At 50.1% G+C, this 23,272-nt stretch carries 16 protein-coding genes; 10 read left to right on the top strand and 6 right to left on the bottom strand.

The window, feature by feature from the left end; genetic code table 11:
• The first annotated feature begins 121 nt into the window (after nt 1-121).
• From GC097_RS23080 to helD, 5 genes are all read left to right on the top strand, one after another.
• The gene (locus GC097_RS23080; RefSeq protein WP_171685660.1) at nt 122-982 is read left to right on the top strand and encodes an inositol monophosphatase family protein; all 861 of its coding nucleotides are present in this window, start codon (nt 122-124) and stop codon (nt 980-982) included.
• 151 nt (nt 983-1,133) lie between these two features.
• Nucleotides 1,134-2,111 carry a sugar kinase gene (locus GC097_RS23075; RefSeq protein WP_171685742.1) on the top strand — a complete coding sequence of 326 codons (978 nt, stop codon included), beginning with the start codon at nt 1,134-1,136 and terminating at the stop codon, nt 2,109-2,111.
• A 32-nt stretch (nt 2,112-2,143) separates the two neighbouring features.
• Complete coding sequence (locus GC097_RS23070) at nt 2,144-2,806, top strand: bifunctional 2-keto-4-hydroxyglutarate aldolase/2-keto-3-deoxy-6-phosphogluconate aldolase (protein ID WP_171685659.1); 663 nt, start codon at nt 2,144-2,146, stop codon at nt 2,804-2,806.
• A 4-nt stretch (nt 2,807-2,810) separates the two neighbouring features.
• The gene (locus tag GC097_RS23065) at nt 2,811-3,692 is read left to right on the top strand and encodes a VOC family protein (protein WP_171685658.1); all 882 of its coding nucleotides are present in this window, start codon (nt 2,811-2,813) and stop codon (nt 3,690-3,692) included.
• A gap of 252 nt (nt 3,693-3,944) precedes the next feature.
• Nucleotides 3,945-6,362 carry an RNA polymerase recycling motor HelD gene (gene helD, locus GC097_RS23060; protein ID WP_171685657.1) on the top strand — a complete coding sequence of 806 codons (2,418 nt, stop codon included), beginning with the start codon at nt 3,945-3,947 and terminating at the stop codon, nt 6,360-6,362.
• Nucleotides 6,363-6,633: 271 nt separating this feature from the next.
• Here helD and GC097_RS34435 read toward each other — a convergent pair whose 3' ends face one another.
• The 4 genes from GC097_RS34435 to GC097_RS23045 all read right to left on the bottom strand — a co-directional run bounded on the left by GC097_RS34435 (nt 6,634) and on the right by GC097_RS23045 (nt 15,200).
• Complete coding sequence (locus GC097_RS34435) at nt 6,634-6,759, bottom strand: DUF6254 family protein (protein ID WP_246294416.1); 126 nt, start codon at nt 6,757-6,759, stop codon at nt 6,634-6,636.
• Nucleotides 6,760-6,926: 167 nt separating this feature from the next.
• Nucleotides 6,927-11,465, bottom strand: a complete 4,539-nt coding sequence (locus GC097_RS23055) for a glutamate synthase-related protein (protein WP_171685741.1) — start codon at nt 11,463-11,465, stop codon at nt 6,927-6,929.
• Nucleotides 11,466-12,344: 879 nt separating this feature from the next.
• Nucleotides 12,345-13,685: a glutamate-1-semialdehyde 2,1-aminomutase gene (locus tag GC097_RS23050; RefSeq protein WP_171685656.1), complete on the bottom strand. Its 1,341-nt coding sequence runs from the start codon at nt 13,683-13,685 to the stop codon at nt 12,345-12,347.
• A gap of 522 nt (nt 13,686-14,207) precedes the next feature.
• Nucleotides 14,208-15,200, bottom strand: coding sequence for an LCP family protein (locus GC097_RS23045; RefSeq protein ID WP_246294421.1), 993 nt, complete (start codon nt 15,198-15,200; stop codon nt 14,208-14,210).
• Between the two features lie 242 nt (nt 15,201-15,442).
• Here GC097_RS23045 and GC097_RS23040 point away from each other — a divergent pair, with 242 nt between their 5' ends.
• From GC097_RS23040 to GC097_RS23020, 5 genes are all read left to right on the top strand, one after another.
• Nucleotides 15,443-16,498 (top strand): ABC transporter ATP-binding protein, encoded by a 1,056-nt coding sequence (locus GC097_RS23040; RefSeq protein ID WP_171685654.1) that lies wholly within the window; start codon nt 15,443-15,445, stop codon nt 16,496-16,498.
• Nucleotides 16,491-17,285: an ABC transporter permease gene (locus GC097_RS23035; protein ID WP_171685653.1), complete on the top strand. Its 795-nt coding sequence runs from the start codon at nt 16,491-16,493 to the stop codon at nt 17,283-17,285. Before GC097_RS23040 ends, GC097_RS23035 begins: the two co-directional genes overlap by 8 nt.
• A 6-nt stretch (nt 17,286-17,291) precedes the next feature.
• Nucleotides 17,292-18,077 (top strand): ABC transporter permease, encoded by a 786-nt coding sequence (locus tag GC097_RS23030; protein ID WP_171685652.1) that lies wholly within the window; start codon nt 17,292-17,294, stop codon nt 18,075-18,077.
• A 147-nt stretch (nt 18,078-18,224) separates the two neighbouring features.
• Nucleotides 18,225-19,529: a phytoene desaturase family protein gene (locus GC097_RS23025; RefSeq protein ID WP_246294415.1), complete on the top strand. Its 1,305-nt coding sequence runs from the start codon at nt 18,225-18,227 to the stop codon at nt 19,527-19,529.
• Between the two features lie 27 nt (nt 19,530-19,556).
• Nucleotides 19,557-20,474, top strand: a complete 918-nt coding sequence (locus tag GC097_RS23020) for an RNA polymerase sigma-70 factor (protein WP_171685651.1) — start codon at nt 19,557-19,559, stop codon at nt 20,472-20,474.
• 35 nt (nt 20,475-20,509) lie between these two features.
• Here the strand turns inward: GC097_RS23020 and GC097_RS23015 are convergent, their stop codons facing one another.
• The gene (locus GC097_RS23015) at nt 20,510-22,456 is read right to left on the bottom strand and encodes an FtsX-like permease family protein (RefSeq protein WP_171685650.1); all 1,947 of its coding nucleotides are present in this window, start codon (nt 22,454-22,456) and stop codon (nt 20,510-20,512) included.
• Nucleotides 22,446-23,207 carry an ABC transporter ATP-binding protein gene (locus GC097_RS23010; protein WP_171685649.1) on the bottom strand — a complete coding sequence of 254 codons (762 nt, stop codon included), beginning with the start codon at nt 23,205-23,207 and terminating at the stop codon, nt 22,446-22,448. The genes GC097_RS23015 and GC097_RS23010 overlap by 11 nt, the downstream gene beginning before the upstream one ends.
• Nucleotides 23,208-23,272: the final 65 nt, after the last annotated feature.

Below are 23,272 nucleotides of genomic sequence, written 5' to 3'. Positions count from 1 at the left end.
AAATGTATGAATGTACGAATATTTTGGGATGAAACGCACTAGTAATTAAAACGTATAATTTACTATACTTAACTAATACTCCTAAATCTAAATCTAAATAAAAAAGAAAGAGTTGATATAAGTGGTAAACAGTGGGGCGGAGCCGTTCGTCGTCGGCAGTAAAAATTTTACGGCAGTGGCTATTAATACGGCAGCCAAGGCTGGGCAATGGATCAAAATAAAGATGGGGGATATCAACCGCATTGATACGAAGTTCTCCCCGCAGGATCTGGTGACGGAAGTGGATAAGGGCTCGGAAAAACTCATCCGCAACTTGATCATGACACATTTCCCCGATCATTCCATTCTGGGTGAAGAAGGGGTGGAACCGGGGCCGGAAGCATCGGCTAAGGCGCTGCAAGCCATGAGTGAGGAAGAGTACCTCTGGATCGTAGATCCTATTGATGGAACAACGAATTTTGTTCATGGGTTCCCGTTCTTCTCCGTTTCGATTGCGCTCGCTCACAAAGGTGAGATTATTGTCGGCGTCGTTTATGACCCTTCCCGTGACGAGCTGTTCGTTGCCGAGAAGGGGAAAGGCGCTTACATGCACGGTAAAAAGACAGTCGTATCGCTGGATGGACAACTATCGGGCAGTCTGGTGGCCACGGGTTTCCCAGCGGACCGCAACGGGGCGCTGCCGGTTAACCTGAAGGGCATTCAGGCGCTATCTCCCCAAGTGCGCAACCTAAGGATCGCAGGCTCAGCCGCGCTTCACTTAGCTTATGTGGCCTCAGGACGCCTTAGCGGCTTCTGGGAAATCGGTTTGAATGCTTGGGATATAGCAGCGGGTGCTTTGCTGATTCAAGAGTCAGGCGGTAAGGTGACGGACACGGAAGGCAGACCTTACAATTTGGCTGTTCGCAATGTGCTGGCTACCAACGGCCATATCCATGATGAACTGAGACAAGAGCTGGTGAAAGCGGAAGCAACCGGATTTTAATTGAAACGTTATTACGAAGAAACCTGAGACGCAAGTCTGAGGTTTTTTTGATTCTTACTATCTGGTACAATCGCTGATAATACACTATAATATGAAGTATAATCATTGTTTAAACGTTTCAATTAACGATCAGGAAATGGATGGAGCTAATATGACGACGAACACACAATCTCAATCGGTTGCCGGACCTGATATTATTACTTTTGGAGAAACGATGGCGCTTCTTATGCCTTCCAACGGGAAAGGGCTGGAATATTCCTCTGAGCTGCACAGCTTGTTTGGCGGTGCGGAGAGCAATGTAGCTATCGGTATTTCCCGGCTTGGAGGGAAAGTAGGCTGGTTCGGACGGTTAGGCAAGGACCCTATGGGCCGTCTGATTTTCAAGAAAATTCGCGGCGAAGGCGTCGATGTTTCCCGTGCTGAACTAACAGCGGAAGCTCCGACAGGGCTTATGATGCGCGAGGTCATCATGGGCAAAACCTCCGTGTACTATTACCGTAAAAACTCGGCGGCGAGCCGGATGAGCGCAAAACATTTGGACGAGGACTACATCGCCGGGGCTAAAATTCTTCACATCACTGGCATCACTCCGGCCTTAAGCGAGTCTTGCAAAGAAGCTGCGTTCGAAGCGGTCCGCATAGCCCGCAAACATGGCGTCAAAGTCAGTTTCGATCCTAATCTGCGGTTGAAACTGTGGAGTATCGAGGAAGCGCGTCCCGTGCTGCTTGAGCTTGCCAAACTGTCTGACATTTTCCTGCCGGGCCTTGATGAGTTGAAGCTGCTTTACCAGACGGAAGATTGGGATGTCATTGTGGGCAAGCTGCGTGAATTGTCCGCTGTTTCCATCGTCAAAGGCGGAGAGAACGAGACCTACGTCGTAACGCAGGATTCGATCACAGCTGTTCCTTATTTCAAGGCGGAGCAGGTGGTTGATACCGTTGGCGCAGGAGATGGCTTTTGTGCCGGGTTTTTGGTAGGTTTGTCCAAAGAGTACGAGTATGCGGAAGCGGTGCGTATCGGGAATTTGGTGGGCTCCTTGATCGTTCAAACCGAGGGAGATTGGGAAGGCACTCCAACATGGGAGCAAGTAGACGCTATTCTTAACGACGTTAAACATATAGAACGCTAAATACATGCTCGCAAAAGAAGGGGAAGATTCCGTTGAAAAAATTGAAGCTTGTTCAACAAATATCCAATGAAGGCGTCGTTGCCGTACTGCGTGGCGAAACGCCGGAAGAAGTCGTCGAAATGGCGGATCAAGCCATTGCAGGAGGCATCAAAGTCATCGAAGTCACGATGACGGTGCCATTCGCGCTGCGCGCCATCGAGGAGCTGGCGAAGCGCTACTCGAGCACGACGCAGGACGCGTCCAAGTACGCGATTATCGGGGTGGGCACAGCCCTTGACCCGGAGACAGCGCGTGCCGCGATCCTAAGCGGGGCCGAGTTCGTCGTCGGCCCGTCGCTTAACCCGAACACGGTTGCGCTTTGCAACCGTTACCGTGTGCCCGTCATGCCGGGCTGCATGACGATTCAAGAGATTCAAACGGCGCTGGAGCTTGGCGTCGATATCGTGAAGCTCTTCCCAGGCAATCTCTACTCGCCGGCGATGATTAAGGCCATTAAAGGTCCGCTGCCGCAGGCGAACATTATGCCAACCGGCGGGGTCTCGCTGAGCAACCTCGGCGAATGGATCAGCGCCGGCGCCGTTGCCGTCGGCATCGGTTCTGATTTGACCAGCGAAGCGGTCAAAACCGGCGATTACAGCCTTGTCGCCAAGCGGGCTGCGCAATATATCGAGGCCTATCAAGCGGCTAAGAAGTAAAGCGATGGCACATAGCGGGGCGAAGCTGCTGCTGCAGGTAGATGATCTTCAGGCATCGATTGCGTTTTATACGAAACAGCTGGACTGGGAGCTGCTCGAAAGAGCAGCGTCCGGTCCAGCTGCGCTTCTGAGAATCGTCATGGACTATAACGTTTTATTGATACAGCGAAATCCCTCTGTTCAGCCGGAGACGGAAGTGCAGGAGATGCAACTATCGCACTGGCTGCAGCCTAAATACTCCTCGCCAAAAGCGGGAGATCTTATCTACGTCGGCGTATCCTCGGTGAACGATGTGGAGCAAAGCTTGCAAGCCAAGGGCTGCAATGGGCTGCGGAAAGAAGAGGACCCCGGACATATTCGGAAGCTTTTTGTTCCCGATAGCGATGAATATACGTTTGTGTATTGGGAGGAGTTAACCGCTGCCCCTGCTGAGATTGTTGCGATGTATGCGGCTGGAGCCGATGAGCTGGAAAGTGCAGTAGCCGGCTTGACGGAGGAGCAGCTGAGCTTATCGCAGGCCCCGGGCAAATGGTCTATTCGCGAACAGGTCCTGCATCTGATCGACTTAGAAATGGTCACGATGCATAAAGTGAAATTCGCTTTGGCAGAGCCGGGCCGCACTTATCAAGGCAATAGCTTTTCGCAGGATGATTGGAGCACAGGGCTGAATTACCGCAATCGGCCGATTCATCCGGAAGTACAGCTCTTCCGCGCTATGCGGCAGCATATCCTTGGATTGTGCGAACATTTGCCGGATGCCCTCGAGAGGACCGTCATCACGAGGGACCGCGAAGAGTCCGTTGCCAAATTGCTGAAAATGATGGCGGGTCATGCGAAGCATCATATCCGAGCTGTGCAGCTCATTCGGGAGCAGCATGGTTGTTGAGAGGCTGGAAGCAAGAACTGGACTAAGAACCTGCAACGAGAAATTAACCCCCAGAATCCAAGTTGCAAAATAACGCAGTAAAACCCCGGTCAAAAGACTCGGGGTTTTTATTGATTTTGGGCGGAAAACTTGCTAAAATAAAGATTGATTCAAATATTTAGGATAAATAACAGTATTATCCTAATATAATTATAGCACCAAAACAACCTCCATGTCAAATCGTTATAAAATGGTAAGAAAAGAGGCGTTGTCATGAGTCTATCAGATCAAGCATGGGCAGCAGAAAAGCAAAGAGTGCAGGAAGTAACAGCAAAGATATCGGTCAAAATAGCAGAGTTGGAAGAGCAGGCTGGCCTGGTTCAATCCGACGTTACGGAGATTCGCAAACATTATTGGGACGAAGTGACGATGGATATGAGTACGACGGAAGATGCGGTGGAATCCATTGCGAGTATGAGGCAGCAAGCAGAAGTGCTCTCTGAGAGGGAACGAACCTATCGACAAGCGGCAAAAGCTTTAGGCAAGCTGCGAAGGCTCGTTCACTCTCCTTATTTTGGCCGAATTGATTTCATTGAACGCGGTGAGCGGACAGAAGAGGCTGTATATTTGGGCATTGCTTCTTTTCTGGATGAGGAAGAAGGCCAGTATCTTGTTTACGATTGGCGTGCTCCCATTTCCAGCTTGTATTACGATTTTGCGCCGGGAGAAGTAGCCTTTACTACACTGAATGGCACCGTAGAAGGGCAGATGGTTTTGAAGCGTCAATATGTGATTCGTGACCGTCAAATTCACCTCATGTTTGATACCGGAGTGACAATTGGGGATGAATTGCTGAAGCAAGTGCTAAGCCGGAGCTCAGATGCACAAATGAAGACGATCGTAGCGACTATTCAAAAAGAACAAAACCGCATCATTCGCAACGACAACGCACACATGTTAATTGTGCAGGGCGCTGCTGGCAGCGGTAAAACGTCGGCCGCTCTGCAAAGAGTCGCGTACCTTCTTTATAAACACCGGGATAAGCTGAGCTCCGATCAGATGGTTTTGTTTTCGCCAAACCCGCTTTTTAATCATTATGTGTCCACGGTGCTGCCGGAGTTAGGCGAAGAAAATATGCAGCAAACGACCTACCAGGCTTATCTGGAGCATCGTTTGGGCGAGATGTTTGAGGTGGAGGATTCTTTCACGCAGTTGGAATATATTTTGATGAGGGGCAGCTCTTCCAGTGAGTCCGAAGGAACGCCTGTGACTGAAGAGGCTTATGAGGCTCGTTTGAGCGGAATTTACTATAAATCTTCAACTGCTTTTCTTACCGTTATTGAAGCTTATAAAAAGCAGCTGGAACACACGGGGATGCTGTTTAATCCTGTCCATTTTCGGGAAAAAGAAGTGCTTAGCGCGGCCCGTTTGGCGGAACGCTTTTATAGTTATGATGCATCCATTCGGCTGCCGAATCGTTTGGTATTGATGAAAGAGTGGATAGTGGAGCAGCTTGAGAACTTTGCGGAGCTTGAAATGGAAGAAGCCTGGGTGGACGAGGAGATTGAACTCCTCAGCAGCGAGGACTATCATCGTGCTTACTTGCGGCTGCTCAAAATGGAAGGCGGTCTGGGAGCTTCATTCGACGATTATGATCAAGAAAGGCTGCTTCTGGCCCGAATCGTTATGAAGGAATACTTAAAACCTGTTCGTAGTTGGGTAAAACAGTTTAAGTTCGTTGATCTGACTGGTCTTTATGGGCAGTTGTTTCGCGATGAGAAAGAGGCGGAAGAGGGAGGACGGATAGCGGAGAAGCCGCGCTATTGGGCTGAAATCTGCGGGCGGACGCTGGAGGAGCTGGCACAGGTCAGGCTGCCGTACGAGGACGCTACGCCGTTCCTTTATTTGATGGAAGCCGTCTGCGGCTTCCAGACGAACGCTTCCGTGCGCCATGTCATTATTGACGAGGCGCAGGACTACTCTCCGTTTCAGCTGGCTTATCTGAAACGGCTGTTCCCACGCTGCCGCATGACAGCGCTCGGAGATCTGGGCCAGGCGATCTATTCGCACGCTTCCGCGTACAGCGAAATCGATCCGATCGCCGCTTTGTATGGGCCGGAACAAACGGAAGTCATCCGTTTGTTCCGCAGTTACCGCTCCACGCGCGAGATCGTGGAGTTCACCCGCGGCATCGTGCCCGGCGGCGATGCCATAGAGCCCTTCACCCGCGCCGGCGCTTTGCCGCGGGTGGTAAAAGCCAGCGATCGCGGATCGCTGCATAGCCTCTTGGCAGCCGAAGTGGCGCGGCTGCTGGGCGAGGGCTATGCCTCCATCGCGATCATTACCAAGACCGCGAGCGAGAGCGAGCTCGCGCATCAAGCCCTTGCGCCCCTGCTGGAGGTACCGCTGGGGCGCATCACCAAACATAGCCCGACCTTCGAGTCGGGCGTGCTCGTCATCCCTTCGTATCTCGCGAAGGGGGTGGAATTCGATGCCGTACTCATCTATGATGGTTCCCATCATCAGTACGGCCATGAAAACGAGCGCAAGCTGTTTTACACCGCTTGCACCCGGGCGATGCACGAATTGTGCATCTTCGCGCTCGGCGACCCGTGCCGGTTTATAACGAGTCAGCAGGAGGAGACGTATGTGCTAATGGACACAGATGGAGCTATTTGTGACAACAGTTAGCCGATGAAGTTGTAACGGACACTGCAGCCTTTATTGGCCATATTGGATGGCGCCAAGCTTCTCTGAAGAGGAAATAAAGGCGCTCGTGTCCATAAGGATCTGATATGGAGCATTTTGGCCGCAATAGCGACTTTCAGGTCCGTTATGCGCTGGGAAGGGGGAAGTTGTGCCTGAGACTCCCCCAAACTCAAAGAACCCGAAGATCACATATATGCGATCAACGGGTTCTTTGAGTTGGTCCCTCATTGAACGTTGGAGGGAGGTACCTTCGTTACTTGTTTTGTCCCGCGTCGTACTCACTGGCGAATTCGGCCAGAGACTTCACCTTACCATGTGGATGTCTAGCTTGTTTGCGGCTTTTCCATGCAGCTTCTTCGCGGCGTTTCGATTGGCTCATAGCACAAAACCTCCTATGGTATGCGGATGGGTGTTGCTCTAATAAAGTGTGATTTGGACGTCCCTTTTATGCAAGGCTATTTGTGGTTCCCTTCCCCACAAACCATAAAACAAAAAGCTGCCCCTCCGTCATCTGCGATGACTTCTGGGACAGCTTCTTCATTTGATCTATTCCGTAGCGACGGATTGATCAGCTTGCATATTAACCGGAGAAATACGGATGAAATTAGTTTCCAGATTGCTTAGCAGACCGTCGATTTTAGCCGCTGCTTCCGGTTGACCGGAGTTAGCAAGCTCTGTGCGGTAAGCGCTCAGCAGTTCTGTGAGGTCTTTTTTACTTTGTACGCCAATGGACTCGATTTTAACTTTAGCGCCCTTAGCGATACGACGTTCGATAGCTGCTTGATCCAGACCCATTTCAGGTACAAGGCGCTGGTAGATCACGCCACCTGTCATCCCTGCACAAATCCATGGACCCGGATCGCCCATAACAACGGCACGACCGTTGGTCATGTACTCGAACGCGAAGCCTTTGAGGTTCGCACGAGCAGCCAATCCGCCAAGCTCATCTCGGAGAGGCGTAGTGATTTCGCCGCCGAATACGACGTCTGCACCCGAGAAACGGATACAAGCGCGCGTATCTGCACTGCCTTGAATCAAGAACAAACCTTTTTGTGCGCCGTAACCGAACGATTTACCGACGCTGCCGTTGATGAAGGTGTTGTTTTTGCCAAGTGCTTTCACGATGGCCACTTTACCGCCGAACGCCATTTTACCAAGACCATCCTCGGCACCACCTTGAACAGTGATGTCAACGCCGCGGGCATTGAATGCAGCCAAGCCGTTACCCGGAACAGAACCGTCAATGAGGTTCAGAGCGATAGCTGGCAGTTCATCGTAGCTGCCGTCGAAACGGTCTCTTACGCGATGGCTGGAGTAACGAGTTCCAAGAATACGGGACTCTGCATCCACTTTGGACCAATTGCGAACGATCGGAGCATCAAGCGCCAAGGATTCTGGGAAGAATTCAAGACCTTCTGCGCCAGCCGCGATACGGATATCAGAGGATACCGCTGCTTCTTCCATGGCTCTTTCAGCGTCAGAAATGAACTGAAGCGGAGCCGGACGAAGAATGTCAGACAGATCAATGCGATCCAAGTGGCTAACTTGCTCAAGCAGGTCAGAACGGCCTACAAGATCCTGCAAGCTTGTGAATCCAAGGGATGCAACAACTTCACGCACTTCTTCGCCAATACCGCCGAACAAACGAACCAAGCTGTCTACGGCTACGTCGAATTGACGAGGTACGAAACGGCGAAGACCTTTTTCTTCTGCTTCTTCCATGGAATCGATTTGGGTTGCGATACCTACGTGGCAAGTGTCCAAGTGACAGCCGCGGCAAGTTGTACAACCGATCGATTGCATAGCGATACTTCCGAAGCCTGCGCGGTTCGCACCGAGCATAACCATTTTAACAACATCCGCACCTGATTTCAGACCGCCATCGGACCACAGTTCTACACGGTGGCGAAGACCGGCTTCGATCAGAGCAACGTGAGCAAGTTTCGTACCGATTTCGGTAGGAAGACCTACGTGTGTCAAGGAGTGGATACGAGCCGCACCTGTACCGCCGTCGAAACCGGAAAGGGTAATAACGTCAGCGCCTGCTTTGGCAACACCAACCGCAATTGTACCGATACCCGGTACGACAGGGATTTTTACGATGATTTTGGCTTTACGACCGCTTGCTTCTTTCAACTCGGAGATGATTTGGGCCAAATCCTCGATCGAATAAATATCATGGTTATTCGAAGGGGAGATCAAGTCGGAACCGATTGTCGCGTTACGGGCTGCCGCAATTTTGGCCGTAACTTTGGAACCTGGCAAGTGACCGCCTTCGCCCGGTTTAGCGCCTTGACCGATTTTGATTTCAAGGAATGCTACTGCGTTAGCAAGTTCTACGTTAACCCCGAAACGTCCGGATGCGACTTGCGCGCCGCGCGTTTTTTTGTAACGTCCAAGCATATCTTTGATCTCTCCGCCCTCGCCGTTCATGGTGACCATGTTCAGGCGTTCGCCGGCTTCAGCGTAGGCACGGAAAGCTGTTTCGTTCTGTGAACCGAAGGACATGGAAGAAATCAGCATCGGCAAGGAATGATCGCCAATGGAGATATCAACCTTCGATGGATCAAGCGGCTTGCGGCCGTCGGCCAGCGCTTTCTCGACATTGAATCCAGCGATATGACGAATGGAAATCGGGTTTTTCTTCTCTTCTTCACGCAGCTTGTCGCGGTAGTCTTCATAAGAAGCAGCCCCCGAAGCGGCATCGCCTAATGCTTTCCACATACGTTGGAAGAAACGGAAGTTTTTCGCTGCTTTCGCCTTCGGATTGGTGAAGTCGTTGTAACGAGCTTCCGCTTCCACTTCAAGCTGGGCAAAGCCGGTTCCGGCTTTTTCGCTGCCGAGGTAGTTCACGATATCCAGCACCTCAGCCACTTCCGGATGGAAGCCGATGGAGGAGAAGAAACGTGTATAGCCGCGAAGCTCATGCGTACCGATCGTGGAGATCACTTTCTCCAGACCTTTGGTCAGAGCTGTATATACTTTGCGTGCTGCTGCCGCATTGCCTTCTTTATCAGAAGCCGTAGAGAACAGCAGGTAAGGTGAAATGACATCTGCGCCTAGACCGCAGGCTACAGCGATATCATGCAGGTTGCGAATAGCAGCCGAACGCAGGACCAATGTAACGTGACGGCGCAGGTTATCGCCGAAAGTCAGCTTTTCTGCACGCAGCGCGATATCGATTTTGGATACGACTAAGTGAGGCTCAAGCCACAAACGATCGTTCTGATGAGCTTCCGCATCGTCAAGAACGATGAGTGCAGCGCCAGCACGGGCAGCGGCAATAGCGTCAGCGGCCAAAGCGTCCAGACCTGCGCTCAGAGACGTTCCTCTTGCGAAGGTCGTGGAAAGCACAGCCACCGCATTCTCACCTTGCGCACGGAACAAAGCAACTAATTGCTCAAAGGAAGGCTGGGACAGATGCTCTTCGCTGTCTACGCCGTTCGTACCTTCGAGTACAAGCGGAGCCAGAAGCTCAAGACGCAGGTTTCCATCAACCTGTGAGTACACGGGCGTGCGCGCACCTGCAATAACACGAGTGGAGAAATGCTCCATTTCACGGTCACGGTCAATCGCCGGATTCGTAACAACCGCAACGCTCTCTTTAATGAAGTCAGGCACATTTTGACGTTCCCAAGCAATTGCTGCGTGAGGCGAGTCGTGGCCCAGGGAGCGAATTGGCTCGGCGCCAGTTTCAGACATCGTTTCGATATGGGAAATTCCGTCGCGATCCCAACCAAATGCACTGTACAATTGATCTGTTGCTACCATATTTTCATTGAGCTCAGCTTGCGTATCCGTTTTTGCAGGATTCAGATATTTGCGAAGACCGCTAATATTCAGACGTTTGCTTGCGCGCTCATACACTAAAGTTTGTACTTCATGGTAAGGAATAACTTGGACATGCTCACCCGGTGTCAGCACAACGCCGACTTTCTCGCCTGGTGCGATAGGTTTCGGATCGGCAACCATTTCGCCTACCGTAATGACACCTTGCTCGGAAGAGAAGTACAAGGAAGAATCGCTCTCAACCATCCAAACCGGACGAAGACCTAGCGCATCTACGCTGAAAATACATTCGTTGCCGTAACGGGAAACGATACCTGCAGGACCTTGTGCGAAGTGGCCCCATACTTGGCGGTAATAAACATACAGATCTTGAAGTTCAGGACGGAATTGTTTCATTTCATTAATAATAGGAGGGAAAACCATTTCCATGGCTTCGAAAAGGGATAAGCCAAAACGGTGAATGAACGTTTCAATCGTTCTGTTCATGTCCTGGGAGTCAGAACCGCCGCTAACAAGCGGTACGCCGACCATGTCAGCTTCGATACGAAGTTTCTTAACAGTATTGATTTCACCATTGTGCCCTAGCAGGGAGAACGGTTGAACGCGGAAAAAGCTGGATAGTGTGTTGGTGGAATAACGGTTGTGACCAATAGTGACTTGGGAAGCGAAAAGCGGATCGCGTGTATCGTTGAAATACTTAGGCAGAATGCTTGCTGCACCCAATACCTTGTAGGCAGAAGTTACATTACTTAGTGTTGCAACATGAACGTTGTAACGGTCTTCGATGGCAATATGCAGTTCAAAAAGGTGATCAGCCACTTGGCCTTCCGTTCTGTTGCTGATAGCAGCAATTTGCCAGAAAGTGGGCTCATCGTTTAATCCGTTAGGACCAAGGACATGGCTATCGACTTGGTTTTCCTGCTCGAGAATGATGGACACATCGTGGGAGGCAAACAGCTCACGGATGCCATTCTGAATCTCGGTAACGGTCAGGTCAAGTTTGCGCGGAACAAAGATATGCCCGACAGAAAAACGGTTATCGTAGGCAAGCTTGCCGTCCAAACCAGCGTCTGTTAATTTCTTTTCCCAAAGGGCGCGTGGGATGTCAGTTAAAATACCACAGCCGTCGCCTTCGCCGTTAATAAATCCGGAGCGATGTTCCATTTTTACAAGGGCATCAATCGTCTTTTGGATGTTTTCACGGGTAGGATGACCGTTTTTTTCAATAATACAAATAATTCCGCAACTGTCATGTTCGATTCCTAGTAGATCTTGAAAACGGCCTTCATTACGCATAATTTCATTCATTGCTCGGTCAGTCGCCTGACCGTCACCTCCCATACATAGTTAAACTCCTCTTCCTACTTACGCTTTTTTGCATTTTGGCTTTATGAGCCCGCAACTCTTAGCATTTTCAATGGATGACCGCAAAGTGGTCAAAAACGAATATGCGAGATTTTGAATAAAAATGCAATTTAACTGAATAGCATGCCAATTTCGAGGAAATGGCTCCCTTGAATTCAGTCAAGAATCGACCCGTTATAAAGTAGGGCACAGCATACAAAAAACGAACGTGAAATTGTAAATCATGCCCTAACTTTCTAGGAGAATACTGCGAAAACAAGACTTTTCGTGAAAAGGGTAAAAGTATTCTTAGAATAGCATGAAAAAGTTCATCCGACAATAGTTGTAGAGCGAAAACAAAAATGTAAGCGCTACCTTTTTTGTATACTGGTGAATAAAACCAATTTATTCATAGCTTGGATTAGGCTTAAAATACGAACGAACTATGATTATGATAGGATCATAGTTCGTTTCTGGGACATGCTGGGTGTGGGAGGCAGCAAGTATTTCCTGCTGCTGCAGAGAGGCGAACCACGGATATTTTCGAACAAAGATGCAATAATTGTTTGTATTTTCTAACAAATTTGCGCTTATGAATCAGACGCGGATTGGCGTTGAGTAATGGTAAGAGTTAAACGTACGATTTTTGTTCTTGCATTGAGAATGTTAACATTTCGTCGTTTCGCTTGATTGGGCTATATGAGCTGATTTCGATGTAACTTTCTTTTACATGATTTATATATAAATAGATTTATTAAGAGTAATTGTCCTAATAGGTTACATCAAAATTAGAATTATGCCTAATATGGATTGTTCTAGTCTCTTGAATATTTATCTCGTTTTCATTGTTTTGAATGCGTTGTCGACTGCATCCAGCGTCTTCGCGATGTCTTCTTCCGTATGGGCGATGGTCATGAACCATGCTTCATATTTGGAAGGTGCAAGATTGATGCCTTGCTCCAGCATGAGGCGGAAGAAGTCCGCGAAGCGTTCGCCGTCCGTATCCTGCGCTTCGTCATAGTTGGTGACGGGATGATCGCAGAAGTGGGTAGAGAAGGCGCCGCCGATCCGGTTCAGCGTCAAGGCGATGCCATGTCTCGCGGCGGATTCCGCGATGCCGCCGGCAAGCGTCGCACCAAGCTGCTCGAGCTTGGCGTAAACGCCTGCCTGCTGGAGCACCTCCAGGCAGGCGATGCCGGCCGAGATGGAGGCGGGGTTCCCCGCCATCGTGCCGGCTTGGTACGCAGGTCCGAGCGGAGCGACCTGCTCCATCACGGCTTTGCGGCCCCCGTAGGCCCCGATCGGCAAGCCCCCGCCGATCACTTTGCCAAGGGCCGTCAGGTCCGGCTCGACGGCGGCGAAGCGCGCCGCCGCCTCTTGGGCCTCCGCAAGCGGGAGGCCGGGGTAGGTCTGTGCCGCTCCGTAATGGAAGCGGAACGCTGTGATGACCTCGTCGTAGATGACGAGGGCGCCGTGTTTGCGAGCAGCCGCGCAGAGCTGCTCGAGGTAGCCGGCATGGGGCATGACCATGCCGAAGTTGCCGACGATGGGCTCGATCATCACGGCGGCGATGTCTTCACCCCAACGCGCAAGGGCTGCTTCTAGTGCCGGAATGTCGTTGAACGGCACGGTGATGACCTCTTGCGCGATGCTCGCAGGCACGCCGGCGCTGTCCGGCGTGCCGAGCGTGGACGGCCCGGAGCCGGCCGCCACGAGCACGAGATCGGAGTGGCCGTGGTAGCAGCCGGCAAACTTAATGATTTTGTTGCGCCCGGTATAGGCGCGCGCGACGCGGATCGTCGTCATCACGGCCTCGGTGCCGGAGTTGACGAAGCGTACTTTGTCCAGCGAAGGAATCGCGGACTTCAGCATTTTGGCGAACTCGATCTCGAGTTCGGTCGGGGTGCCGTACAGCGTGCCGTTCTGTGCGGCACGGCAAATCGCTTCGGTCACGTGCGGGTGCGCGTGACCGGTAATGATAGGGCCATAGGCGGCGAGGTAATCAATGAAGCGATTCCCGTCTACATCCCAGAAGTGTGCACCCTGCGCACGCTTCATGAAGACGGGAGCGCCGCCGCCGACGGCTTTGAATGAGCGGGAAGGGGAGTTGACCCCGCCAACGATGTGCTGCAGTGCTTCCTGATATAATTGCTCGGAGTTTTTGCGTTCCATAAGAAAAATCATTCCTTTATTATGTAGTATTTGTTTGTCTTTTGTCTTTTGGTCCTTGACCTTAGTCCTTGACCTTAGTCCTTGACCTTAGTCCTTGACCTTAGTCCTTGACCTTAGTCCTTGACCTTAGTCCCTGTCCCTGTCCTTAGTCCTCGTCCTCAGTCCTTGACCTTAGTCCTTGACCTTAGTCCTTGACCTTAGTCCTTGACCTTAGTCCTTGACCTTAGTCCTTGTTCTTTGTCCTCAGTCCTCAGTCCTCACGCCCTCTGTACCGCATCGGACTCACAGGACGCTATTTACCTCTTTTGAGCGAAAATGATGATGTAACGGACAGAAATAACGTTATTCGATGATACCGCCACTATTTCTAATGGAAATAGGGCTAATAACGGCCGCGGAGTCCGATAGGAATCTCTAGTCGCCTTAGAAGCTCAAATAGCGACCCCGGAGTCCGTTGCGGACATCTCACAAAAAGCCTCTACTTGCGGGGCTCTAAGCCCTGCGCCAAGTAGAGGCATGTTCTTACTTCACCGTTGTTTTCACGGATGACTTCGGTGTAGGGGATGGGGACGGCTTCGTTGGGCCGGTGTCCGCATCCGCCTTGCCAGCAAACAGATCCTTTACATATTGCTGCAGTTTATCTTTGTTCGCTGTAATCACCGCAGCGCCCCGGACATTTTTCTCAGCGAGGAGATCAGTCGGCGGAAGCTGGGAGGAAATGATGCCGTCCGCTTTAGCTTCATAGCCTAATGTAGCGAGCTTCAGCATGTCCGATACGCTTAGATTGGTATCAATGTAAGGGTCCATGGCGTTCAAAATTTTGGGCAGTTTAATGAGCGATGACGTAGTTTGCATTTTTTGGGCTACTGCCGTAAGAAACTTCCGTTGGCGTTCCGTACGCGAGAAATCCGATAAAGCATCGTGCCGGAAGCGCACGTACTGCAGAGCCGTTTTGCCGTCGAGATGCTGAGGCCCTTTTTTCAAATTAATATCATACACATGGTCATCTTCCGAATCGGAATATTTCATATCCTTTTCGACGTCGATATCAATCCCGCCAACCGCATCAATAAGGGCAATAAAACCTTTGAAATCCGTATAAACATAGTACTGGACGGGGATGCCGAGCAAGTCGCTGACGGTTTTCATCGCCAAATTCGGACCGCCTGTCGTAATCGCTGTGTTGATGCGGTCTTCCCCTTCGCCTGGAATCTTCACATACGTATCGCGAAGGATCGAGAAAAGATGCGCTTTCTTGGTCACAGGATCGATCGATGCGAGCATAATGCTATCGGAGCGGGGCAGCTCGTTCTTCACCATGCCGCGGGAATCTCCGCCTAACAGCAAAATATTTACACGCTGCTTGCCTTCCCATTTGGGCGGCGTATACTTTTCGCCTTTGTCTTTGACCGTCTGAGCGATAAGAGGGGTGCTGCCCTTCGGATCCTCCGATTTATTGGAAATGTTTTGTGCAAAATTATAAAAGGAATAGGAGTAATAACCGGCCGCCACCATCAGGAGCAAGCCGATCAGGAGCAAGGTTCGTTTGATAATTCTCAAGTTTCTGCGCTCCTTTCTTATGTAGGGATAATCTGTACTTTTTTTTCTTACAGAATTCATGTATCATGTGTTTGATGCATCTGTTTTACAATTTAGCTTTATGATCCATATTATAGATGCTATGAAACTTCGATAGCAAGTTACGGCGATTTTTGCCGTTATATGTAGCCGAGTCTACAGGGACAGGGGGGAAATTCATGTTAGCCATAGATGTAGAAATGCTTCGCAAAGAATTTCAAGTTCAACAGAGCCGCGGTGGCCTAAAAGGTGCCTTTCAAGATTTGTTTCATCGGGAATACAAGCACATTACAGCTGTAAAAGACATTAGCTTTCAAATTCCCAAAGGCGAAATTTGCGGTTATATCGGTGAAAATGGCGCCGGTAAATCGACAACGATCAAGATGCTGACCGGTATTCTTGTCCCAACTTCAGGACATATCAAGGTCAACGGCTTCGTTCCTTTTAAAGAGCGCGAGAAGTTCGTAGCCGGAATCGGCGTCGTGTTCGGTCAACGCAGTCAGCTGTGGTGGGACATCGGCGTAGTTGAATCTTTTCAGTTGTTGAAAAAGGTGTACCGCGTCTCCGAAGCCGACTACAAAAAGCGTCTCGACGAACTTGTCGATCGCCTGCAATTATCCGATTTATTATCACGACCTGTCCGTAAATTGAGTTTGGGGCAGCGGATGCGTTGTGAGCTTGCCGCTTCGCTGATTCATAATCCGGCGATTCTCTTCTTAGACGAACCAACCATCGGTTTGGATATCGTCGTGAAAACAGAAATTCGTGAATTTCTGAAATCACTCAATCAGCGCTACGAGACGACAATCCTGTTGACTACGCATGATTTGCAGGATATTGAGGCGCTTTGCTCGCGTGTTATTATGCTCGATGACGGCCGTATTATTTATGACGGCGGTCTGGAGGAGCTGAAAATCAAGTGGGGCAAGGGCAAGGAAGTGGTGCTCCAGTTCGAGCATCCGATCACACTGCCGCGACTTCAGGAGCTGACGCAGGGTCTGGATGTGGCGTGGCAGCTTGAGAACGAACTGTCCGCCAAAGTGTTTATCCCTTTCGAGCGTGCCAACGTGTCTGAAGTGCTGGGCCGCGTGGTCGGCGTTGTGCAAATTCAGGATATCAAAATCAATGAAACCAACACAGATGACATTGTACGAGAAATATATAAAGCAGGTTCAGCCGATGTGAAACGTCCAGAGGAAGCCAAGCAGCCAGAGGGAGTCGTCACACATGCTTAGCGCGTACTTGGAAGTTATTCGCATGCGTTTCCTCATGATGCTCGCTTACCGGGTGAATTACTACAGCGGCATTTTGATTTATGCCCTCAATATTGGGTCCTACTATTTTGTGTATAAAGCGATTTATGGCGGGCAAGAGATGATCGGCGGCCTGACACTGGGGCAAATGACCACCTATGTAGCGATTTCCTGGATGGGGCGCGCATTCTACTTCAATAACTTAGACCGGGAAATTGCCAATGAAATTCGCGACGGCAGCGTAGCGATCCAATTCATTCGGCCGTACAATTATGTGTTTGTGAAAATGATGCAGGGACTCGGTGAAGGTGTCTTCCGTTTGCTGCTTTTCACGACGCCGGGCATGATTTTCATTTGGCTGCTGCTGCCGATTGAATTCCCAAGTGATCCCAACCTGTGGCTGATCTATTTCGTCATGTTGTTTTTCAGCTTCTTAATCAATACGCAGCTTAATATCATTACCGGGTTGTTTGCGTTCTTCCTGGAAAATAACGAAGGCCTGATGCGCATGAAGCGCGTTGCGGTCGACCTGTTTTCCGGCTTGATTATTCCGATCTCCTTTTTCCCGGGATGGTCCAAATCGGTTCTGGAATGGCTGCCGTTTCAAGCAATTACGTACTTGCCGAGCGCAGTGTTCACTGGAAAAATTTCAGGCTCTGCGATTTTCCAAAACCTTGGCGTGCAGGTGTTATGGTTCGTGCTTCTGCTCATCCCGATGGCCGTCCTCTGGATTAAATCCAAAACGCGTTTATTCGTACAGGGGGGTTAACAGAAGATGTTCTATGTCTCCCTAGTTGTCGATTATTTGAAAAACTACATGAAAACCCGTCTCACCTACCGATCCGACTTCTGGATTGAAGTGCTTTCCGATCTGATGTTCAATGGGCTTAACTTATTCTTCATTCTCGTTGTCTTTATGCAAACACAATCGCTGGGCGGCTGGAATCAAGAACAAATCTTGTTCATTTACGGTTATTTTATGATCCCGTATGGCATATTCATCACTTTTTTTAATCTGTGGGGATTCAGTGAACGATATATTGTTAAAGGGGAAATGGACCGTATCCTGACCCGGCCGGCTTATAACTTATGGCAGCTGATGATTGAAAATCTGGATCCCGCGTCTCTCTTCAGCGCGCTGGCGGGGCTGATTGTCATGATTTACTCCTGGGTGCAGCTGGAACTTCCGTTCCATTGGACTGATCCGCTGATGTTTATCGTGATGGTTGTGGGATCGATTCTGATTTATGCGGGCGTGTATATCTCGCTGACGTCGCTTGCCTTTTTCTCCGATGCTCCGACGGGCATTTTGCCGCTGATCTGGAACATCCAGAACTATGGACGCTATCCGGCGACGATTTACAACAAGCTGCTGCGCAGCATTTTGACGTGGATTTTGCCGTTTGCTTTCGTGGGCTTTTATCCCGCTGCGTATTTCATCGATCCGGCGAATTGGAAGTGGTTTGCGCTGCTGACACCGGTCATGGGAATTGTTTTCAGTTTTATTGGCATTACGGTTTGGAATATTGGCGTGAAGCGGTACCGCGGCGCGGGATCGTAATCAGGTCTTGGCCTTCGACTCTGTGAGTCGGAGGTTTTTTGTTGTACGGGTCTGCGTTAACACCGAAAAACAAGCTTAACTTTTGTCACAAAACCATTGCCTCATTCGCCTTATATATCGAAATGAGAAAACGGAGGGTGATGCAGGATGATGGAGTTGAATAAATCTGAGGTAAACCAGTACGATACAGCTGTCATAGGCGGAGGCTTGGCGGGACTTATCGCGGCGATTGATTTAGCGAAAGGCGGGCAATCCGTCGTTATATTTGAGAAGTCGGGGCGCTTGGGCGGCAGGGCGAAGACGAATAAGAAAAATGGCGCCTTCCTTAATTTAGGCGGGCATGCGTTATACCGTGCGGGCCAGGCGCACGCGATTTTGGCAGAACTGGGCGTTCGACTGGATGGGGGCAATCCGCCCTCTAAGATGAATGCCATGTGGAACAATCGAATCGTTCCCATGCCAGCGAACTTGAGCAGTATGCTCACCTCGAAGCTGCTTAAATGGCCCAGCAAAATCCAGCTCATACAGCTTGTGATGAAGCTTGCCAAAATGGACGCAAACCGCATTCCTGACATGAGCTTGAGAGCATGGGCCGAGGCGGAAATGCCGGATCCGATGGTACGTCATATCTTTTACTCGCTATGCAGGACAGCCACTTATGCGCAGGATCCTGACTATCAGCTTGCAGGAATTGTATTGGCACAGGTGAAGCGTTCTTTAAAAGGCGTTCTCTACCTTCATGGAGGTTGGCAAACGATTGTGGATCAGCTGAAAGACAAGGCGATTCAAGCAGGCGTGCAAATCGTGAATGGCAAAGACGTGAAAGAAATCCTGCTGGAGAATGGCAAGGTACAAAAGGTTAGGCTTGCCGACGGAGAAGAGGTCAGGGCATCGAATGTCATCAGCACGGCTTCTCCTTCCGAAACGTATAAGCTCGTCAGTGATGCAGCGGACCGCACCCTGCTAAAGCAGTGGAAGGATCAGGCTCGTCCGTCCATGGCAGCATGCCTGGACCTCGGATTGAGAAAGCTGCCTGAACGAGGCCGGGACTTTGTCATGGGCCTTGATCAACCGATTTTTTTCTCTCATCATACCGTGAATGCCCGGTTAAGTGACAATGGTATACGGGTTGTGCATTTGGTGAAGTACAACGGACCTGGGGAGAGCGATCCGAAGGCTGACGAGCGACTGATGATCGATGTGATGAATACCCTCCATCCGGGATGGGAACAAGAAGTGGTGGCCCGGCAGTTCATGCCCAATATTACCGTTGTCCACGACACCCTGCACATCGGTAGAACGATACGTTTCACGGGACCGGCTGTTGAAGGAGTGCCCGGCCTCTATGTGGCCGGAGACTGGGTCACGCATGGCGAAATGCTCGCCGATGCTTCAGCGGCTAGCGCCAAACGAGCGGCAGCAGCTATTTTAAAGAACAGCCGCATGGCGTAAAATGCAAATGAAGAGGAGGTGCGTACTATGGAGATAACCGGGGATGCTGGGCAGATGTATACCGCGTATAAACCGCTGTTGTTCTCGTTGGCTTATCGGATGCTGGGGAGCGTCATGGATGCGGAGGATATCGTACAAGAGGCATTTCTCTATATGAATGAGAAGAATCCGCAAGGCATTCACAATGCTAAAGCGTATTTATGCAAAATCGTGACCAATCGCTGCATCGACAAGCTGCGTTCCGCTAGCAAAACCCGCGAAGTTTATGTAGGCCCGTGGCTGCCGGAGCCACTGATGAAGGCGGAGGGCCTGGACGATGCGCCGGATCGGTTTTATTCGCAAAAAGAGTCCTTATCCACCGCTTATTTGCTGCTGCTTCAGCAGCTCTCTTGGGTAGAGCGCGCGGTTTTCATATTGAGGGAAGTGCTGCAATACGAATACGAGGAAATCGCTGAGATTGTCGGCAAAAGCAGCACGAACTGCCGTCAGATTTTCCGCAGGGCCAAAAGCGCGATCAGCACCTTCGCCGAACAGGGCGGCGCTTCTGAAGGGGCTTTGCCGCACCGGCAGCCGGGAAATGATGGAGCCAACGCTGTCGTTGAACAATTCGTGCATGCTTTAGTTTCCGGCAATATCGAGCAATTGCTGCGTATCGTCAAAACGGATGCTGTCCTATACTCAGACGGTGGAGGCAAGGTCAGAGCGGCCGTGCGCCCTATTGAGGGAGCGGAACGCATTGCGTTGTTCTTATCCGGCCTGCTCGCCAAAGTTCCGGTTGGTTTCAGCTACGCCTTAATGAAGGTGAATGGACAATTGGGCATTGTATCCTATGAGGACGGGCAGCCGAGCAATGTGATAACATTCCAGATTGAAGATAATCGGGTTGCGGCTGTTTATATTGTGTTGAATCCCGATAAACTCAGACATGTAGCGGTGGCCCACTAGTTCCCTTTGCTACAGGAATGTGCTGTCTGTCCAGATCAAAGCGCTCTGCGGATGACTTTCTTGTAATGTTGGACGGACAGGAATCCGAAGACGGAATACAAGGCGGTATAGAGCGCCATGACAATCATCATCGGCGTCCACAGCTCCGCTCCGAACAGGAACCAGCCTGACTGGACGGCGAAGTAGCTATGGAAAAGTCCCACCACAAGCGGAATTCCGAAGTTAAAGAGCTGCTTGCGGCGTATGCCTGCCAACAAATCCTCTTGCGAATACCCGAGTTTTCGCAAAATGGTATAGGTCGGTTTCTCGTCCTCGCTCTCATCCATCTGTTTGAAATACAGAATGCAGCCCGATGTAATCAGGAACGTAAGTCCGAGGAACCCGACGATGAACATAATGAGACCCATTCTGTTTTTCTGGCCAAGGGTCCTATCCAACCGGGAATCATAACGTTCATTATGGTTAAAGCCAAGTTCTCCGAAAATCTGATTGGCTGTTTTCAGCTCCGCTGGATTCACAATATCGATTCCCTGATAGGTGGAGGATTGCTTCTGAAGCGAAGGGATCAGATCCTGCTTCAACCGTTGGAAGACAGAATCGTCAACGATCGCTGTCGGCAGGCCGCCGTTTGTGAAGTACCAAGAGACAATCGACTGTTTTTTCGAGCCTAAATAGGTTAAAGGGATATTGACTCCCTGTCCGCCTAACTCGATTCGCCCCGAATCTTTAAAATTCATAAAGTTACTCAACAGATCGTTAGTGCCCGTAAACATCGTTTGTTCAGGCGTCATATCGTAGGAGGGCGTATGTTTGTCGCTGATCACGGAAAGCGTCATGCTGCCCGGATCGGTCATAAGCCCGCTCATATTGGTTGCAAGGATTCCCTTTAAGTTAGCTTTCGCCTGTATCACATCAATGGTCGTATCTTTGTGAAGAATGTGACGGGCATCCAGCGCCGCTTTGAACTTGTCGGCATCCTCCTTCTGTGTGATAGAAAAGTGGGCAGGGACGTCGTTTTTTGCTGTTTTTTCAGCGGAATAGTAAGAGATGTAGCTGAGTGACAGCAGTGCAATGGCCAGCGCGGAAACGGTTGTAATGACCGTTAGCAGCAGGGCATTGGATTTCATGCGAAACATGATGGAAGAGAGCGAGAGCACTTCACGTACATTCAAATAACCGTTTTTCTTCTTGCGGATGACGTTAAGCAGCAAACGAACGGAGCCTCTATAGAACAGATAAGAGCCGATGATAACCGAAGCCAGAATAAAGATCATGGCTGTGAACAGCTCGACCATTGTTGTGAAATCACCACTGAACAGCTTCGACGAAACATAGTAACCGAGCAGGACGAGGCAGATTCCGATGATTCCGAGGATGGCCTCTGTGAGAGACATTCGTTTTACTTTGATTTCGGTGGATGTGGAGACACGGAACAACGACAGAATCGTTTGTCTTTTAATAAAAGCATAATTGACCAGCATGATAAACAAGTAGACGGCTCCGAACACGACAAGAGTCTGAACAAGGGCTTGGGTGGAAAAATGCAGCGTTGCGATGGCATCGACACCGGTAACATGGAATAAAATCATGAGAATCAGCTTGGATACGGAGAACCCGATAAAGCTTCCCGCTAGCAATGAACCGAAATACAGGATGAAGTTCTCCGTGCTCAGGATACGGAAAATCGCTGTTTTCGTCATGCCGATCAACTGCAAAAGACCGATTTCCTTGCTGCGCCTTTTCACAAAGATGTTATTGGCATACAGATTAAAGATGGCGACAATCGCGATCAGCAGGATAGAGGCGGCTTTGAGGGCGGCGGCCCCTTTAATCGAGCCCTTGGTCTGGTCCAAGGCAGGATCGTACTGCAAGGTGACGAAAGCGAAATAAAGCGCGACGCTGAACATTAAAGCAAACACATACAAATAGTAATGCTTGATGTTCGCTTTTAAATTTTGAACGATCAGTTGGTTAATGCTCATTCTGCACACCGCCTAGAACTGCTTGTGTTTTCATGATGTCCTGGAAGAAAGCTTGCCTGGATTCCTGCCCTTTATAAAGCTGTGTGTAGATTTGTCCGTCTTTGATGAAAATGACACGGCTCCCATAGCTCGCAGCGACCGAGTCGTGCGTGACCATGACGATCGTCGCTTTCCGCCCCTGATTCATGCCGCTCAGCTTATGCAGCAAATCCGAAGCGGATTTGGAATCGAGCGCTCCAGTCGGTTCGTCCGCGAAAATGATGCCCGGCTCATGAACAAACGCTCTGGCCGCGGAGGTTCGCTGTTTTTGACCGCCTGAAATTTCATTCGGATATTTATCTTTGATTTCATAAATGCCAAGTTCAGTGGCGACGGCTTGGAATTTATGTTCGGCTTCCACCTTCGAAGTTTTGGTAATGGAAAGCGGAAGGAGAATGTTTTCTTTTACCGTCAAAGTATCGAGTAGATTGTAATCCTGGAAAATAAACCCCAAATGCCGCTTGCGGAAATCGGCCAGCTGCTTCTCCTTCAAGGCTGTAATCTCCTTGCCCTCGATCTGAATCGAGCCTTGGCTGACCTTGTCGATGGAAGAAAGCACATTCAGCAAGGTCGTTTTCCCCGAGCCGGATGCCCCCATGATGCTGACAAATTCCCCTTTTTCAATCCGGATATCCAGACCTTTCAGCACCTCTTGCTTGTTGAATTTGTTGCCGTAGCTTTTATGGATTTTGGCTGCTTCCAAAATTGTCATGACACACACTCCTTTATTCGTTAGCTTTATTATAAAAAGCGCCGCCCCGTTTTTCCTGCGATCGG

This window comes from Paenibacillus planticolens (assembly GCF_013141725.1).
Taxonomy (GTDB): Bacteria; Bacillota; Bacilli; order Paenibacillales; family NBRC-103111; genus Paenibacillus_E; species Paenibacillus_E planticolens.
The sequence above is the reverse complement of the archived record's forward strand: the minus strand, read 5'-3'. Positions and strand labels throughout refer to the sequence as shown.

Excerpts from the sequence above, each read along its gene's own strand:
- GC097_RS23025 (WP_246294415.1), top strand. The coding sequence starts at position 18,225 with ATGATGGAGTTGAATAAATCTGAGGTAAACCAGTACGATACAGCTGTC.
- GC097_RS23065 (WP_171685658.1), top strand. The coding sequence starts at position 2,811 with ATGGCACATAGCGGGGCGAAGCTGCTGCTGCAGGTAGATGATCTTCAG.
- GC097_RS23015 (WP_171685650.1), bottom strand. The coding sequence starts at position 22,456 with ATGAGCATTAACCAACTGATCGTTCAAAATTTAAAAGCGAACATCAAG.
- GC097_RS23040 (WP_171685654.1), top strand. The coding sequence starts at position 15,443 with ATGTTAGCCATAGATGTAGAAATGCTTCGCAAAGAATTTCAAGTTCAA.
- GC097_RS23055 (WP_171685741.1), bottom strand. The coding sequence starts at position 11,465 with ATGCGTAATGAAGGCCGTTTTCAAGATCTACTAGGAATCGAACATGAC.
- GC097_RS23010 (WP_171685649.1), bottom strand. The coding sequence starts at position 23,207 with ATGACAATTTTGGAAGCAGCCAAAATCCATAAAAGCTACGGCAACAAA.
- GC097_RS23050 (WP_171685656.1), bottom strand. The coding sequence starts at position 13,685 with ATGGAACGCAAAAACTCCGAGCAATTATATCAGGAAGCACTGCAGCAC.
- GC097_RS34435 (WP_246294416.1), bottom strand. The coding sequence starts at position 6,759 with ATGAGCCAATCGAAACGCCGCGAAGAAGCTGCATGGAAAAGCCGCAAA.
- GC097_RS23035 (WP_171685653.1), top strand. The coding sequence starts at position 16,491 with ATGCTTAGCGCGTACTTGGAAGTTATTCGCATGCGTTTCCTCATGATG.
- GC097_RS23045 (WP_246294421.1), bottom strand. The coding sequence starts at position 15,200 with ATGGTGGCGGCCGGTTATTACTCCTATTCCTTTTATAATTTTGCACAA.
- GC097_RS23030 (WP_171685652.1), top strand. The coding sequence starts at position 17,292 with ATGTTCTATGTCTCCCTAGTTGTCGATTATTTGAAAAACTACATGAAA.
- GC097_RS23075 (WP_171685742.1), top strand. The coding sequence starts at position 1,134 with ATGACGACGAACACACAATCTCAATCGGTTGCCGGACCTGATATTATT.
- helD (WP_171685657.1), top strand. The coding sequence starts at position 3,945 with ATGAGTCTATCAGATCAAGCATGGGCAGCAGAAAAGCAAAGAGTGCAG.
- GC097_RS23020 (WP_171685651.1), top strand. The coding sequence starts at position 19,557 with ATGGAGATAACCGGGGATGCTGGGCAGATGTATACCGCGTATAAACCG.